Source organism: Pedobacter suwonensis, from assembly GCF_044762335.1.
Classification (GTDB): domain Bacteria; phylum Bacteroidota; class Bacteroidia; order Sphingobacteriales; family Sphingobacteriaceae; genus Pedobacter.
Map to the genome: position 1 here is coordinate 47,319 of NZ_JBIWEB010000016.1, position 15,277 is coordinate 62,595.

The following is a 15,277-nucleotide window of genomic DNA, read 5'->3' on the forward strand; positions in this document are numbered from 1 at the left end:
TTATGATTAATTTAGTATGCACTATGGCTTTTTTCCGCAACCTCTGTGCTAATGAAATTAAAAAATTACGCATGATTGTTTAAAAATCTCATCATTTGTACTACTTTACGGCTAAAGATTTTACGCGATAGATAAGAAGATGAAGTTAACGTTTTGGGGAGCAGCGCAACAGGTAACCGGTAGTATGCACCTGCTCGAAATCGGGCATTATAAAATACTGATAGATTGCGGATTAGATTATGAGAAAGAAACATATCAGGAAGAAAACCAACAATTCCCCTTTGATCCGGCCATTATAAACCTGGTAATTCTAACCCATGCCCACATCGATCATTCTGGTAATTTACCAACATTGGTTAGAATGGGCTTTGAGGGCCAGGTGCTTTGTACACCACCAACTGCCGATCTCACTTCCATACTATTGTTCGATTCTGTCGAACTTTTTTTAAGAAAGGCCGGCAGGAAACCGCGTACAAAACGTGGCAATTTTAGCGGACCAAAACCGCTGTACCTGCACAAACATGTGATGGATACCATCGATCGTTTTGTAACCATTGCTTTTAACAAACCTTTCAAAATTAACGGCGATATCACTTTGACCTTTGTGCCGGTTGGTCATTTATTGGGTGCTGCCGCCGCTGTTTTAACCATAAATGATGAGGGAATAGAAAAGAAAATTGCTTTTACTGGTGATATCGGCAGAGAGAACTATCCGGTATTGGTTAATCCGGAGCCTTTGCCAAAGGTAGATTATGTTGTAAGTGAAGCGACTTATGGAGGTAGAATACATACCAAAGATCAAACACTGGAGGAACGCCTGGTTCAGGAAATTACGGAAGCCTGCATCAAAAGTCCTGGCAGGCTGATTATTCCGGCATTTAGTATTGGGCGTACACAATCGCTGGTATTTGCCCTGAACCAGATATTTACTAAAAAACTGTTGCCGCCCATACAAATCTTTGTAGATAGCCCAATGGCCATCCAGGCTACCGAGGTTTATCGTAAACACCACAACCTGGTGAACCAGGAGGCAAAAGATTTTTACCAAACCATGGGTGATGAGTTTGAGTTTGAACACCTGGCTTACGTTCAAACCATGAAGGAAAGTAAAGATGTTTCTAATTATTTCGATCCCTGCATCATTATTTCTTCAGCAGGCATGCTGGAGGGTGGAAGGATCCAGGATCATCTTTATTACAACATTCAGAACTATTATTGCACCATTCTATTTATTGGTTATTGCGCAAAAGGAACGCTTGGCTATAAGTTATTAAGCGGAGCGCCCATCGTACGTATTAAAGACCGCGAAATGATGGTTTATGCCACTATCCGCCAAACAGATCTACTCAGTGGACACGGCGATCATAACGACTTAATTAAAACGATTAAACAAACAGGCCAACCCAAAAAGGTGTTCCTGGTTCATGGCGAAGATAAAAGCCTGCAAAGTTTATCGCTGGCATTACAAGAAGATGGTTTTAATGTAGAAGTGCCTGAAAGGGGAGAGGTATTTGAGTTATAAACTACGTTGTCATTCTGAGCGCAGCGAAGAATCTCTAAGTTAGTTCCACTGCTTTAACATTTACCGAAGGCAACAAATCTAATGACTACTTTCCATCGTTGCAGATTCTTAGATGCGCACCTCGTGCTTCTCGGCTGCGTTGCACTCCGCTCGAAATGACGATGATACAGACGGTAGCTATTAGTCCTTGTAAATTGGTTATTCATCCTTTTCCATCATCCCTCTTCCATCAAACCTCACTTCCTCACTTGTCCATTACCCCGAACTACCCATTTATAACTGGTTAATTCTTCCAAACCCATTGGTCCCCTTGCATGAAGTTTCTGCGTGCTGATTCCAATTTCGGCGCCAAGACCAAATTGAGCCCCATCGGTAAAACCTGTAGAGGCATTGGCATACACTGCGGCGGCATCTACTTCATTTAAAAATTGAGCGATATTAGTCGCATTTTCGGAAATAATGGCTTCACTGTGCTTAGAGCTGTAATCGGCAATGTGGTTCAATGCTTCTGCTAAATCCTTTACCACTTTAACCGCTAGCTTTAACGACAAAAATTCCGTTCCAAAATGTTCAGGCATAGCCTTATTCAATAGGTTTGATGGATAAGTAAACTTTAATGCTTCATAGCTTTTTTCATCTGCAAATAATTTCACATTTCCATCTGCCAGTGGAGATAACAGTGAGGATACATCATTTAACCTGTTTTCGTTAACAAGCACACAGTCTAATGAGTTACAAACGCTTACCCTTCTCGTTTTAGCATTAAAAATAATCGCTTGACCTTTCTCCAAATCACCTGTTTCGTCAAAATAGGTATGCACTATTCCCGCTCCGGTTTCAATAACCGGGATTTTGCTGTTTTCCCGGACATAATTAATTAATGATTGACTTCCTCTTGGAATCAGAACATCAACAAAGCCTCTTGCATTTAATAGCGCTTCGGTTGCAGCCCTTTCTGCAGGCAACAAGGTTAACACATCACGATTGATTTTATGGTTATCCAATACCTCATGTATTACCTTTGCTATGGCCAGATTAGAAAACTCAGCGTCACTGCCGCCTTTTAATACGGCAACATTTCCGGTTTTAAAACAAAGCGAAAATACATCAGCAGTAACGTTGGGGCGAGCCTCATAAATTACACCCACCACGCCCAAAGGCACACTCACTTTTTGTATATGAAGCTGATTGTCCAATATTTTATCAGATAGTACTTTACCCAACGGACTGTTTAAACCTGCTACATTTTTAAGGTCAGTTGAGATATCAGCAATACGTGCTGCACTTAATTTTAGTCTGTCGTATTTGGGGTCTTCAACGGGCATTTTAGCTAAATCTTTCGCGTTTTCAGTAAGAATTTCGTCCGTATTGGCTATTAAAGCCTCTGCAAGATCCTTTAAAACGGCATCTGTTTTTTCTTTCCCCAGGCTAATTAAGGTACGACTTGCCTGTTTGGCCTTTTCGAAGTATTGTTTGTAATCCATTTTTTTCTTTTTTACCACAAAGAACACCGAGTTTTCACAGAAAAAAAGAGAAAATTTATCAACTCTGTGCCACTCTGTGATTTTTTCTCTGTAGGCTCCGTGGTTAACCTAACTAAATAGCCGAATAAAAATAATCGTAATGTACAAGCGCTTTTTGCTTTTTCAGTCCGATTCTCTCTCTTGCCTTGTCAGAACCATATTCTGCGATACCCAATCCGATCAGGTTATGCTGTTCATCGATAATCTTAATAATATCGCCTTTTAAAAAGTCTGTCTGTATTTCAATGATTCCTACGGGCAATAAACTGGTTGCTTTGCCTGATGTCAATACCGTTTTTGCTCCATCATTTAATTTCACCACACCAGTTGCGGCAGTTTCAGAATGGGCAATCCATTTTTTCTTACCTGACTTGCTTTTTTCCGGGACAAAGCGCGTGTGTACCAACTCATTGTTTAATAGCGAAGTCAGTACCTCATCTTTTGTTCCATTGGCAATATGAACCGTTATGCCCAATTTAGCCACTTTCTGTGCCATGGTCGATTTCGTAATCATCCCACCACGACCAAACTGCGATTTACCTGTTTGAATAAAAGAAGCCAGGTTAGCAACCGAACCGTTAATTTCCTCAATAACAGCTGAGCTTTCTAGTTTCGGATCGCCATTATAAATGCCATTTACATTTGATAAGATAATCAATGCGTCCGCATTTAACATTGAGGCAATTAGTCCGGCCAGTTCATCGTTGTCTGTAAACATCAGTTCGGTAACCGAAACTACATCATTTTCATTCACTACAGGTATCACTTCATTCTGTAACAAAATCTGCAGGCAGTTTTTCATGTTCAGGTAGTGTGCCCGGTCGCGGAAATCCTCTTTGGTAACTAAAACCTGGGCGCATTGTATAGCATGCGTTGCAAAGAAACTGGAATAGGTATTAATCAGTTTAACCTGGCCAATAGCTGCCAGTAGTTGTCGGGTAGTTACGGCATCTTGTTTTTCGGATACTTTAATTAAACTCCTGCCTGATGCTACTGCACCCGAAGATACCAAAATTACTTCAATACCCTGCTTTTTGATGTCGGCCAGTTGATTTACGAGGTGCTTAATCCTAGCTTCATCAGGCAAACCATTTTCCTGCGTAATTACATTCGAACCAACTTTAACAACTATCTTTTTGTATGCTAATTTCATTATAATTTCAACCGTTTGGATATGGCAATTTACCATCAATTTTTATAATTCAGATGATTATCTATAGGCTTGATCGATTTTTACGAAAATGATAATCGGGTTTTGCGTTTAGCGCTAAAGCATTTGGGGCTGATTAACCGAATAACCAGTTACCCATTAATAAACTAATGACTATTGAACTAATAAACTATTTCATTAAATTGCAATTGATCCTAAATGAAACCGCTATGAAACGTATCTTGACCAGCCTGATATTGCTTAGTGCAGTTACGGCCTGTAATCACCCTCAAAAAAAAGAAATGAAAGCAATAAAGTGGCCTGATGCCAAAGCTCCGGTAGCAGAAATTATTCCGCACAAAAGAGTTATACATGGCGATACCGTGGTAGATAACTACTATTGGATGATCGATTATTTTAAAAAAGGTCCGGACAGTACCAAAGTTGTGAATTACCTGAAAGCAGAAAACGCTTACCTGGATACCATGATGAAAAGTACCGAAAAGTTTCAGTCCGATCTGTTTAAGGAAATGAAAGGCCGGATTAAAGAAAAAGATGAATCGGTTCCGGTTTTCAGAAATGGCTACTATTACTATTCGCGTACAGAAGACGGACAGCAATATTTTAAGTATTGCCGCAAAAAGGGAAGTTTATCGGCTACAGAAGAAATTTTGCTGGATGTAGATCAACTGGCAAAAGGCCATTCATATTACAGCGCTACCGGGTTTAGTGTGAGTCCTGATAATAAACTTTTAGCTTTCGGAGTCGATCAGGTTTCACGCAGACAGTATACTATTAACATTAAAAATTTAGAAACCGGAGAACTTTTAAAAGATGCCATTACCAATACAGAAGGTGGAGTGGCCTGGGCCAATGATAATAAAACGTTCTTTTATACTTCTAAAAACCCGGTTACACTGTTGAGTGAAAAAATTAAAAAACATGTACTGGGTACAGATGCCAAAACGGATGCTGTGGTTTACGATGAGAAAGACAACACGAACTATATTGGGGTAGGTAAATCGAAAAATGGCAGATATATCTTCATTTCTTCCCAAGGAACATTAACTGCCGAATATAAAATGATTGATGCCGACCATCCGGAAAGCCCCTTTAAAGTTTTTGCAGCCCGATCAAAAGATGTGCTGTATGATGTGATGCCCGTCGATGATAAGTTTCTGATCTTAACCAACTGGAAGGCTAAAAATTTCCGTTTAATGGAATGCCCGCTGGATAAAACCGAAAAAGAAAACTGGAAAGAAGTAATTCCGCACCGCGCCGATGTTTTATTGGAAAGCGTTGAAGAATTTAAAGATTTTACTGTTTTATCTGAACGTAAAAATGGGTTAACTGAGTTACATGTACTTAAAAAAGACAAAAGCGATTATTACATCAAATTTGATGAACCTGTGTATGATGCCGGCGTTGGTGCAAATCCAGAGTACAACAGCACTACTTTGCGTTATAACTATACTTCATTAACCACTCCAAGCTCAGTTTACGATTATAACCTTATCGAAAAGGATCAGAAACTGATGAAGCAACAGGAGGTTTTAGGGGGCTATAATCCAAAAGATTATATTACTGAACGTGTTTTCGCAACCGCTAAAGACGGCACTAAAGTGCCCATTGCACTGGTATATAAAAAAGGCTTCGAAAAGAATGGTGAATCTCCATTGTTGCTTTATGGTTATGGTTCTTATGGTTCAAATTCGGATGTTTATTTCTCTTCGCCTCGTTTAAGTTTGCTAAATAGGGGCTTCGTATTTGCCATTGCCAATATCCGGGGCGGACAGGAGATGGGCCGCCAATGGTACGAAGATGGAAAGCTGATGAAAAAGAAAAACACTTTTACTGATTTTATTGCTGCAGGGGAGTATCTGATTGATCAAAAATATACCTCAAAAGGCCATTTGTACGGTCATGGTGGAAGTGCCGGCGGCTTATTAATGGGTGCTGTAGCCAACATGGCCCCAAATTTATGGAACGGCCTTATTGCTGATGTTCCTTTTGTAGATGTAGTTAATACCATGCTGGATGAAAGCATTCCACTAACAACAAACGAGTTTGATGAGTGGGGCAACCCGAAACAAAAAGCAGCTTACGATTACATGAAAAGCTATTCTCCTTATGAAAATATCGAGAAAAAAGCTTACACAAATATGTTGGTGACTACAGGCTTGCACGATAGCCAGGTACAGTATTTTGAGCCAGCAAAATGGGTGGCCAAATTAAGGGCCACTAAAACCGACAAGAATGTGTTGCTGCTTAAAACCAACATGGAGTTTGGCCACGGTGGGGCATCCGGCCGTTTTGATTATTTAAAAGATGTAGCATTACGCTGGGCATTTTTGTTCTCTTTGGAAGGGATAACGAAATAATTACCATAAATCCGTCATTGCGAGGAGGCTTTTTCAGCCGACGAAGCAATCTTTATCGCGAGGATCGTTAGCATGAAGATTGCTTCGTCCTTCCGAATCTTCTAAACTATAAATTATATAAAACCAAAATGAACAGCAAACTAAAAACACTCCAAACCGTCCATCTTGCACTATGTTCGGGCGTATTACTTTTTGCATTGGTAACGATATTTTTAAACCGCGAGCTTATGTTTTTTGATGCCAATCCTAAAACAACTGCACCCTTTAACCCGATATTTCCGGTTATGGGACTAATCACCCTCTCTGCAAGCATATTTTTTTATAGAAATTTAATCGCTAAAATTGATAAAACGGCTGCTGATGATATCAAAATCAACCTGTATCAAAGTGCATTTATCATTAGTTCAGCCTTACTGGAAGGCGGGGCGCTTTTCAATATTGTTGGTTTCTTTATGACACGTAATTTATTCTTTTTGATATTTGGGGCAGCTAATTTTATATTTTTGGTTTTGAAACGGCCAACTAAAGATAAATTGATTTCCACTTTACAATTGCAACATCCAAATTCCGGGTCTTTATAGGCAATTAGCCTTATCTTTGCCCCTTAATGGAATACAATGTTCACACTCTGCCAAACGGCATCCGCTTATTGCACGTGCCTGCGGCTTCAGCCATATCTCACGCATGTATCATCGTTAATACAGGATCGCGCGATGAGCCTGAAGGCAAAGCAGGTTTAGCACACTTTATAGAGCACTTGGTTTTTAAGCGTACCGAAAAACGGAACACCAACCAGATTCTAAATCATTTAGAAAGCGTTGGTGCAGATTTAAATGCCTATACCACTAAAGAATATACCTGCATACATGCCTCTTTTTTAAATCCTTATTTAGCTAGAACTTTAGATCTCTTTAACGATATACTCTTCCATTCTACTTTTCCTAAAGAGGAAATGGATAAAGAAAAAAGTGTAATTCTGGATGAAATTTCTTCTTATCTGGATCAACCGGAAGAAGCGATTAATGACGATTTTGAAGATATGCTTTTTGCAGGTCATGCTTTGGGTAATAATATTCTAGGCACAACAGAATCCGTTCAACATTTTACAAGAGAAGATGTAATGAACTTCAGAAAGGCCAATTACCGTACAAATGAAATTGTGGTGGCTGTTTTAGGCAATTATACTTTAAATCATGTCGTAAAAAAGGGAAGCAAATATTTTGCGGATGTAGAAGAAAATAATCCAAAAAAAGTGCGGGTTAAACCAACTATACTTCCTCCAAGCAATCACACTATTTACAAGCCCATTATGCAGTCTCACTGCATTTTAGGCACACAGGCATATTCTACACATCAATCACAAAAGGTGCCGCTGATGCTGTTGAATAATTATTTCGGCGGCAATGGAATGAGTTCGGTATTAAATCTGCAGATCAGGGAAAAATATGGCATTGCCTACACCATCGAATCCAATTTTTCGCCTTTGAGCGACACTGGCATTTTCTCTGTTTATTTCGGAACCGATAAAGAAAAACAGGCTAAAGCACTATCTTTAATTTTTAAGGAAATCAAAAAACTCAGAGATCGTCCGTTAAATGATTTACAGCTTCAGAAAGCCAAAAACAAATTTATCGGACAAATTGCTTTGGGAGAAGAAAACAGGATTGGTTTGATCATTTCGATGGCAAAAAGCCTGATCGATCATAATCAAATAGATTCGCTGGAAACCGTTTTTGATAAAATTAACGCGGTTACCACCAGGCAAATGATAGAAGTTACCAATGAGATTTTAAATATTGAGCAACTGAGTGTCTTTACGTTCTGCCCAATAGCGGAATAATTGTTAGTTTTGTAAATCAAATCTTTCGGTTTGTCTTCCTTAACTTGTTGAAGGAAGTAACGATGGGTTTTCGACAGGCTCAGACTGACACGACTTTATAATAATTAATGAGTTCAGATTCACTTCTGAAAAAAATACAATACAATGAAATTACCAATAGTAGCTTACGGCGATCCGGTTTTAAAAAAGGTTTGCGCCGATATCGATAAAGATTATCCGGAATTAGAAAAACTGATCAGCGATATGTTTGACACCATGTATTACGCCAATGGTGTTGGCTTGGCTGCGCCGCAGATTGGTTTGCCGATCCGCTTGTTTATTGTAGATACCGGTGAAGATGAAGACGGAAACCCTGGTTATAAAAAAGTATTTATCAATGCCGAAATTTTGGAAGAAACAGGCGAAGCCTGGAGCTTTAACGAAGGCTGTTTAAGTATTCCTGATATCCGCGAAAATATTATGCGCAAACCCAATGTCAAGATTACCTATTTCGACGAAAACTGGGTAGAGCATACCGATGATGTTGATGGCATGCCTGCACGTGTGATCCAGCACGAATACGATCATATTGAAGGGAAACTGTTTACTGATAAAGTAAGTGTTTTACGAAAAACTATGCTGAAAAGTAAACTGGACGCCATTTCGAAAGGAAATATCAAGACAGATTACAAAATGAAGTTTCCGAACAAGAGCAAGAAAAGATAGGTTTTGAGGGAAAATGGAAACGTTTTCCCTTTTTTTCCCTGCTTTCCCTTATCAATTTCTTTGCATTCGTCATCCTGAACTTGTTTCAGGATCTTTTTTGCCACGACAATTATTTAAGACGTTAGCCTTGAAAGATTGCTTCGTGCCTCGCAATGACGACCATTTCATTGCGTTTAATCCAATGGTTATCGGATCAAGTATGACGATTGCGCGGAGTATTACACCCAAGACTAAAGACTTCCGACTAAGGACTCTGGACTAAAAAACTAATTCGTCCTGCTCTTATCGCCATCAAAGATCTGCTGCATTAGTTTGCCCCAGGCGAAAGGATTAAGCAGTGGATTGGTTTGCACCATATTCTTATTGATCATCCTGTCAAAATTATAACGGTAATTCTGACTGCCAATTTCCTGTCCGTCGCGCGGTAGCGTTTGGATCAAACCATCAATTGAAGAACGCGAAAGATTCTTCTTGGCAATGGCCATATCATCATCCGCCAGTTTCATTGATAAAAACTCGCGGGTAAATTCTTCAGTGGTTGCCCAAGGGAAAACGCGCACCGAAGGTAAATCGATCACATTCGCTTTCAATTTAACCATAATGGTGTATTTGCTATCGGGCGTACTTTGTGGTATTATGGTAGAAAATTTTTTGTAACCAATGGCTGTAAATAGTATCGTATCGCCTGGGTTAACAATAAAAGTGAAATATCCCCTGTAATCGGCACCAACCCTTTTGCTCTTGGCAGAAAGATTGGTAATGGTAACATAAGGTATTACGTTTGAACTGTCGATATCGGTAATAATCCCGGAAAATTGGATCAGTTTATCCTGTACCGGCTTTTGTTGTGCAGAAGCGGCTAAAGAAAAAATAAGGCAAACCAGGATAACGCAATATCTCATTAATACAAAAGTAATTTTATTAATAAAACTTCCTTGTTAAATAGTGTTAAAGCTTATTCTTGTTCGGCCATGTTAACGGCAACCACAGACGTAATCTGAGGAACAGCTTTCATAATGGCCTGTTCAATACCTGATTTCATCGTCATAAAACTCATTGGGCAAGAACCGCAGTTACCCAGAAGCCTAAGCTTTACCGTACCTTCAGCTGTAATTTCTTCAACAGAAACATCCCCTCCATCAGCCTTTAAATACGGCCTGATAGTTTCCAATGCCTGTTCTACTTCTTCTGTTAAATTCATTATATATATTTTAATTTATAAAAATAGTAATTTTTTAGTAATTCACCATTTGTGCATTGTTAATGGAGATCTGTTGTGCAATCTTACTGGCAATATCTCCAAATACAACATCCAATAACGGGTTTTGATTTAGTGCTACAGGTTTTCCTTTGTCACCAGCTTCGGCAATACTTTGGATAATTGGAATTTCTCCCAGAAACGGCACATCAAAACGCGATGCAAGCTCTGTACCGCCACCTTTTCCAAAAATATAATATTTGTTCTCCGGCAATTCGGCTGGTGTAAAATACGACATGTTTTCTATAACGCCTAAAATCGGGATATTAATTCCAGGCATTCTGAACATCGCCAAGCCTTTATGCGTATCAGCCAGTGCTACCTGTTGCGGTGTAGTAACCACTACCGCCCCCGAAATTGGAAAACTTTGGGTAATGGTAATGTGGATATCGCCCGTTCCCGGTGGAAGATCTACAATCAGGTAATCCAGTTCTCCCCAGTTGGTATCATTAAACAATTGTTTTACCGCATTTGAGGCCATTGGCCCACGCCAGGGTACCGGTTGGCCGGGATCTGCAAAAAAACCAAGAGACAGCAACTTAATGCCATACTTTTCGATAGGTAAAATCTTGGTCTTTCCATCAGCTGTTTCTTCCGCACCTGGTTTTGCATCAACCAGATCGAACATGGTTGGTACCGATGGACCATAAATATCGGCATCAATAAGGCCAACTTTGGCACCATCTTTAGCCAATACAACGGCAAGATTGCTCGCTACAGTAGATTTACCAACTCCTCCTTTTCCAGATGAAACCAAAATAATGTTTTTGATGTTATCTAATGATGATGAATTGCTGGGCTGGGTAACCCTTGACGTTACATTGATCACGACTTCTGCTGTTGGCGATACAAAATGCCTGATGGCATTTGTACAGGCATTTTTCAGCATTTCTTTCATCGGACATGCCGGCGTAGTAAGCTCTAATGTAAAATTGACCTGGTTATCTGTGATCTGTAAATCTTTAATCATGTTTAAAGTAACCAGATCTTTTTTAAGATCGGGATCTTCAACATTTTTAAGCGCATCTAAAACTTGTTGCGGGCTAATCTGCATGGTATTAATTTAAATTCAAAATTAACAAAACATAGCCACAAATACTTTTATTTAGGCTTTTTAACTGTAATTTTAACACGAAATAAACATTTAATTGTTACGTTTAAGCAATTAACCATTTTAACGACTATATGCGAATACCAAAAATTAAGATCCCCAAAAAATATTTGAAAATCGGAGCCTGGTTTTTAGGTGTTTTTGTTGTTGTTTGTATCGCTTTTGGAGCCGTAGCCTACAGCAAAAGGGAAGCGCTTCTTAAAAAGATGGTGGCCAAAGCAATCGCTAAGGCCGACAAAGATTATAATTTGGAAGTCAAAATCGGATCAGCAGATTTTGCCGGGTTCAGCACCGTTAAAATGACCAATATTTCTGTCGTTCCTAAAGAACGAGATACCCTTTCAAACATTAACGAGCTGAGCGTTAGCGTTAAGCTTTTTCCTTTAATATTCGGTAACGTAAAACTTTCTGAAATAAAACTGAAAGAAGGTTATGTGAGTGTAGTGTTAAAAGATTCAACCACTAATATCGATTTCATCTTAAAACGGAAGAAAAAAGACAGCATTCAGACCAATCAAAAAGCAAATTTATCAGAAATTGCCAGCAACATTTTAAATCAGGTATTATATAAAATTCCTGATGATATGGATGTGAAGAATATGATTTTTAAGCTAAATGATCATGATACAGCCAAACTGAGCTTTGCAACCACTGCTACAATTGATGGAGGGGATTTAAAATCAACCATTGACGTAAACAACAACGAATCTACGTGGCATGTCAACGGGTATGTTGATCCGGGAAGTAAAAAGTTAAACTTTTTAGTCTATGCTGATGGAAAAAAGCTGGAATTGCCTTACCTCAACAATAAATTACACGCCAGGCTTAGTTTCGACACCTTACAAACTGAATTAAAAAATGCCAAATATAGTGGCGATGATTATAAGATATCAGGCTCCTGGTCAGTTAGAAATATGTTGATCAATCAGCCCCGTATCGCATCAAATGATATTATTGTACAAAGCGCAAAACTGGATGCCGATATTTTGGTTGGACCTAACTACATTGCGTTAGACAGCACCTCTACAGCCTATTTAAAAAATGCACAGATCCACCCTTTTGTTAAGTATACCTTAGGGAAAAATAAAATATATGAACTAAAGCTCAATGCCGAAGAACAGGATGCACAAGCGGTTTTAGACGCTTTTCCGCAGGGCCTGTTCGAATCACTGGAGGGATTAAAGGTACAAGGCAAGGTTAAATACAGCCTTAACTTTTACCTGGACACCAAAGAGCCCGACAGTGTCCGCTTCAACTCCACACTCACACCGGTAAATTTCAAAATTTTGCAGTGGGGCAAAACCAACCTGCAAAAAATCAACAATACGTTCGTTTATACACCCTATGAATATGGCAAGCCGATGCGCGACATTGCCATTGGCCCGTCAAATCCGAATTTTACACCCCTATCTGCCATTTCAAAGAATTTTATAAACGCCGTTTTAACAGCAGAAGATCCTTCCTTTTTTACCCATAATGGTTTTGTGGAAGAATCGATCCGCAAATCAATTGCTGTAAATTTTAAGGAAAAGAAATTTAAGCGCGGGGGCAGTACCATCAGCATGCAGCTGGTGAAAAATGTGTACTTAAGCCGTCAGAAAACTTTGGCTCGTAAAGCCGAAGAGATCTTAATTGTCTGGCTTATCGAGCATAATCGCCTCATCAGTAAACAACGCATGTTGGAGGTATATTTTAATATTATGGAGCTGGGGCAAAACATCTATGGTATAGGGGAGGCCTCAAGGTATTATTTTGGAAAGCAACCTGCAGATTTAACCATTGGTGAAGGATTATTTCTTGCCAGTATTGTTCCCAAACCAAAAGCTTCGATGTATAAATTTATGGCCGACGGCAGCCTGAAACCTTATATGTTCAACTATTTCAGGTTTATGGGCAATATTATGGCCAGAAAAGGTTTAACGCCTAGCGACACCTCAGGTTACGGCTTTTATAATGTTCGCTTAAGGGAAGGTTTGCGTCGTTACCTGGCTCCAGACACGGCCGTGGTTGACACCTCTGCTTTCGATGATGATGGAGATGGATTGCCGGTTGTAATTGTTCACGATAAAAATAAAAGCTTCTTCGAACGTCTCTTTGGTGGCAACCCTAAAAAAGACACCACCAACAATAAGCAGATCAACGCTCCGGCCGATACCACCAAGACAAAAAAACAGTTGAGGCAGGAGCGAAGGGAAGAACGGAGACGCCAGAAGGAACTGGAAAAGAGCCAGGAGCAGTAGTTTTGAGTTGCGCATCTTAGGACTGAACCTGGGTAACAGGTTTTCAGTTAGCGGTTGTCAATTCGCAAAACAACCCAACAATAAAGCAATCATCGACAAAAAACTTACAACTTTCCAACATTAAAACCTTTTTCAAACAATAACAAAGCAGCATGCACAAAATAAAAGTAGAGGATAAAGAATTCGAGATATTTTTAGAAAATGATACCTTAAACAAAAGAATCCGCTTACTGGGTATCCAGATGAACGTAGATTATGAGAATAAATGCCCTTTATTCATCGGTGTGCTAAATGGCAGCTTCCTGTTTATGGCTGACCTGATTAAAGAGATTAATATACCTTGCGAAGTTGCTTTTATGCGTGTTGCATCCTATGAAGGAATAGCAAGTTCGGGAAATGTAAAAGAACTGATCGGATTGCCAGATAATCTGGAAGGCAGAGATATCGTTATTGTGGAAGATATTGTTGATACAGGTCTGACTTTAACACATATTTTAAAAACGATAAAGGAAAAAAATCCGGCTTCCGTTAAAGTAGCTTCTCTTTTGCTTAAACCAAGTGCTTTAAAACACGAAATTGAAGCCTTAGAATACGTTGGCTTTGAAATACCTAATGAATTTGTAGTGGGTTATGGGCTGGATTATAATGGCCTTGGCAGAAACCTGACAGATATTTACAGAGCAACGGGCGCATAATTTTTAGATTGGATTAATTTATTTTTCGCACCTTTGCCGTATAATTTCTAAAACAATGACCATACATAAAGAAGGCTATACCACTATTGCCTTAAGCATATTGTTTATCTTCGTAATCAACGCCATAGTCGATTATAAATACCATGACATTACCTGGTTGCGCTGGTTTATCTATATCTTTTCTGCTGCTTTATTTATTATTGTGCTGCAATTTTTCCGCAACCCGAGCCGCAGCTTTTCTTCAGGCGATAATCTGGTGATTTGCCCTGCAGACGGCAAAGTTGTGGTAATTGAAGAGACGGAAGAAGGCGAATATTTTAAAGATAAACGTTTACAGGTTTCGATTTTTATGTCGCCCGTAAATGTGCACATTAACCGTAATCCGATTTCGGGGATAGTGAAATTTTTCAAATATCACCCTGGAAAATACCTCGCCGCCTGGAATCCAAAATCTTCTACTGAAAATGAGCGTACTACCACTGTTGTTGAACATAAAAACGGTACGCCTGTATTGTTCCGTCAAATTGCAGGTGCTTTAGCACGCAGAATTGTATGGTACGTTAAAGAAGGCGATCAGGTGGTACAAACCGAACAGTTTGGTTTCATCAAATTTGGATCAAGGGTGGATGTTTTTCTTCCGGTAGGCACCAAAGTTAATGTAGAACTAAACCAGGTTGTAAAGGGTGGGATCACTACCTTGGCGACTTTAAGTTAAGAATATAATATTTTAAAAAAGCCGTCCCGATTTTGCATCGTGGCGGTTTTTTTGTTATTACCATTTGATTAACACGATGTTCTGTGATGATACAAACCACGGCAAAGGAAAGGGATTTTGAAACACTAAAGAATCCA

At 39.3% G+C, this 15,277-nt stretch carries 13 protein-coding genes; 8 read left to right on the top strand and 5 right to left on the bottom strand.

What is annotated here, in order from left to right; genetic code table 11:
• The first annotated feature begins 139 nt into the window (after positions 1-139).
• On the top strand, positions 140-1,522 hold the full coding sequence (locus tag ACIQXP_RS19975; protein WP_387507186.1) for an MBL fold metallo-hydrolase RNA specificity domain-containing protein: 1,383 nt from the start codon (positions 140-142) through the stop codon (positions 1,520-1,522).
• Positions 1,523-1,758: 236 nt separating this feature from the next.
• On the opposite strand, the gene ACIQXP_RS19980 is transcribed toward ACIQXP_RS19975, so the two are convergent.
• Both ACIQXP_RS19980 and proB read right to left on the bottom strand, forming a co-directional pair.
• Positions 1,759-3,006, bottom strand: a complete 1,248-nt coding sequence (locus ACIQXP_RS19980; RefSeq protein ID WP_387507189.1) for a glutamate-5-semialdehyde dehydrogenase — start codon at positions 3,004-3,006, stop codon at positions 1,759-1,761.
• A gap of 112 nt (positions 3,007-3,118) precedes the next feature.
• Positions 3,119-4,198, bottom strand: a complete 1,080-nt coding sequence (proB, locus tag ACIQXP_RS19985) for a glutamate 5-kinase (RefSeq protein WP_387507191.1) — start codon at positions 4,196-4,198, stop codon at positions 3,119-3,121.
• 227 nt (positions 4,199-4,425) lie between these two features.
• Between proB and ACIQXP_RS19990 the strand changes: the two genes are divergently transcribed.
• From ACIQXP_RS19990 to def, 4 genes are all read left to right on the top strand, one after another.
• Positions 4,426-6,576 carry a S9 family peptidase gene (locus ACIQXP_RS19990; RefSeq protein WP_387507193.1) on the top strand — a complete coding sequence of 717 codons (2,151 nt, stop codon included), beginning with the start codon at positions 4,426-4,428 and terminating at the stop codon, positions 6,574-6,576.
• A 128-nt stretch (positions 6,577-6,704) separates the two neighbouring features.
• Entirely contained in the window at positions 6,705-7,157 is a 453-nt protein-coding gene (locus ACIQXP_RS19995) for a hypothetical protein (protein ID WP_293745014.1), read from the top strand.
• Positions 7,158-7,183: 26 nt separating this feature from the next.
• On the top strand, positions 7,184-8,416 hold the full coding sequence (locus tag ACIQXP_RS20000; protein WP_293745013.1) for a M16 family metallopeptidase: 1,233 nt from the start codon (positions 7,184-7,186) through the stop codon (positions 8,414-8,416).
• 144 nt (positions 8,417-8,560) lie between these two features.
• Positions 8,561-9,121 carry a peptide deformylase gene (gene def, locus ACIQXP_RS20005; protein WP_090981307.1) on the top strand — a complete coding sequence of 187 codons (561 nt, stop codon included), beginning with the start codon at positions 8,561-8,563 and terminating at the stop codon, positions 9,119-9,121.
• Between the two features lie 266 nt (positions 9,122-9,387).
• Here the strand turns inward: def and ACIQXP_RS20010 are convergent, their stop codons facing one another.
• Genes ACIQXP_RS20010 through ACIQXP_RS20020 form a run of 3 tightly spaced genes read right to left on the bottom strand, consistent with a single transcriptional unit; the run spans position 9,388 to position 11,433 of the window.
• Entirely contained in the window at positions 9,388-10,023 is a 636-nt protein-coding gene (locus ACIQXP_RS20010) for a peptidase associated/transthyretin-like domain-containing protein (protein ID WP_293745012.1), read from the bottom strand.
• Positions 10,024-10,076: 53 nt separating this feature from the next.
• Positions 10,077-10,322: a NifU family protein gene (locus tag ACIQXP_RS20015; RefSeq protein WP_145858200.1), complete on the bottom strand. Its 246-nt coding sequence runs from the start codon at positions 10,320-10,322 to the stop codon at positions 10,077-10,079.
• Positions 10,323-10,356: 34 nt separating this feature from the next.
• Entirely contained in the window at positions 10,357-11,433 is a 1,077-nt protein-coding gene (locus ACIQXP_RS20020) for an Mrp/NBP35 family ATP-binding protein (RefSeq protein ID WP_387507199.1), read from the bottom strand.
• A 131-nt stretch (positions 11,434-11,564) separates the two neighbouring features.
• Here ACIQXP_RS20020 and ACIQXP_RS20025 point away from each other — a divergent pair, with 131 nt between their 5' ends.
• The 3 genes from ACIQXP_RS20025 to ACIQXP_RS20035 all read left to right on the top strand — a co-directional run bounded on the left by ACIQXP_RS20025 (position 11,565) and on the right by ACIQXP_RS20035 (position 15,140).
• Positions 11,565-13,730: a transglycosylase domain-containing protein gene (locus ACIQXP_RS20025; protein ID WP_387507202.1), complete on the top strand. Its 2,166-nt coding sequence runs from the start codon at positions 11,565-11,567 to the stop codon at positions 13,728-13,730.
• 152 nt (positions 13,731-13,882) lie between these two features.
• Positions 13,883-14,425, top strand: a complete 543-nt coding sequence (hpt, locus tag ACIQXP_RS20030; protein ID WP_293745009.1) for a hypoxanthine phosphoribosyltransferase — start codon at positions 13,883-13,885, stop codon at positions 14,423-14,425.
• A gap of 55 nt (positions 14,426-14,480) precedes the next feature.
• Positions 14,481-15,140 carry a phosphatidylserine decarboxylase family protein gene (locus ACIQXP_RS20035; RefSeq protein ID WP_387507205.1) on the top strand — a complete coding sequence of 220 codons (660 nt, stop codon included), beginning with the start codon at positions 14,481-14,483 and terminating at the stop codon, positions 15,138-15,140.
• Positions 15,141-15,277: the final 137 nt, after the last annotated feature.

Bases quoted from the DNA above. Each gene is read 5' to 3' on its own strand.
- proB (WP_387507191.1), bottom strand. From the start codon at position 4,198: ATGAAATTAGCATACAAAAAGATAGTTGTTAAAGTTGGTTCGAATGTA.
- def (WP_090981307.1), top strand. From the start codon at position 8,561: ATGAAATTACCAATAGTAGCTTACGGCGATCCGGTTTTAAAAAAGGTT.
- ACIQXP_RS19995 (WP_293745014.1), top strand. From the start codon at position 6,705: ATGAACAGCAAACTAAAAACACTCCAAACCGTCCATCTTGCACTATGT.
- hpt (WP_293745009.1), top strand. From the start codon at position 13,883: ATGCACAAAATAAAAGTAGAGGATAAAGAATTCGAGATATTTTTAGAA.
- ACIQXP_RS20020 (WP_387507199.1), bottom strand. From the start codon at position 11,433: ATGCAGATTAGCCCGCAACAAGTTTTAGATGCGCTTAAAAATGTTGAA.
- ACIQXP_RS19975 (WP_387507186.1), top strand. From the start codon at position 140: ATGAAGTTAACGTTTTGGGGAGCAGCGCAACAGGTAACCGGTAGTATG.
- ACIQXP_RS20010 (WP_293745012.1), bottom strand. From the start codon at position 10,023: ATGAGATATTGCGTTATCCTGGTTTGCCTTATTTTTTCTTTAGCCGCT.
- ACIQXP_RS20025 (WP_387507202.1), top strand. From the start codon at position 11,565: ATGCGAATACCAAAAATTAAGATCCCCAAAAAATATTTGAAAATCGGA.
- ACIQXP_RS19980 (WP_387507189.1), bottom strand. From the start codon at position 3,006: ATGGATTACAAACAATACTTCGAAAAGGCCAAACAGGCAAGTCGTACC.
- ACIQXP_RS20035 (WP_387507205.1), top strand. From the start codon at position 14,481: ATGACCATACATAAAGAAGGCTATACCACTATTGCCTTAAGCATATTG.
- ACIQXP_RS20015 (WP_145858200.1), bottom strand. From the start codon at position 10,322: ATGAATTTAACAGAAGAAGTAGAACAGGCATTGGAAACTATCAGGCCG.
- ACIQXP_RS19990 (WP_387507193.1), top strand. From the start codon at position 4,426: ATGAAACGTATCTTGACCAGCCTGATATTGCTTAGTGCAGTTACGGCC.
- ACIQXP_RS20000 (WP_293745013.1), top strand. From the start codon at position 7,184: ATGGAATACAATGTTCACACTCTGCCAAACGGCATCCGCTTATTGCAC.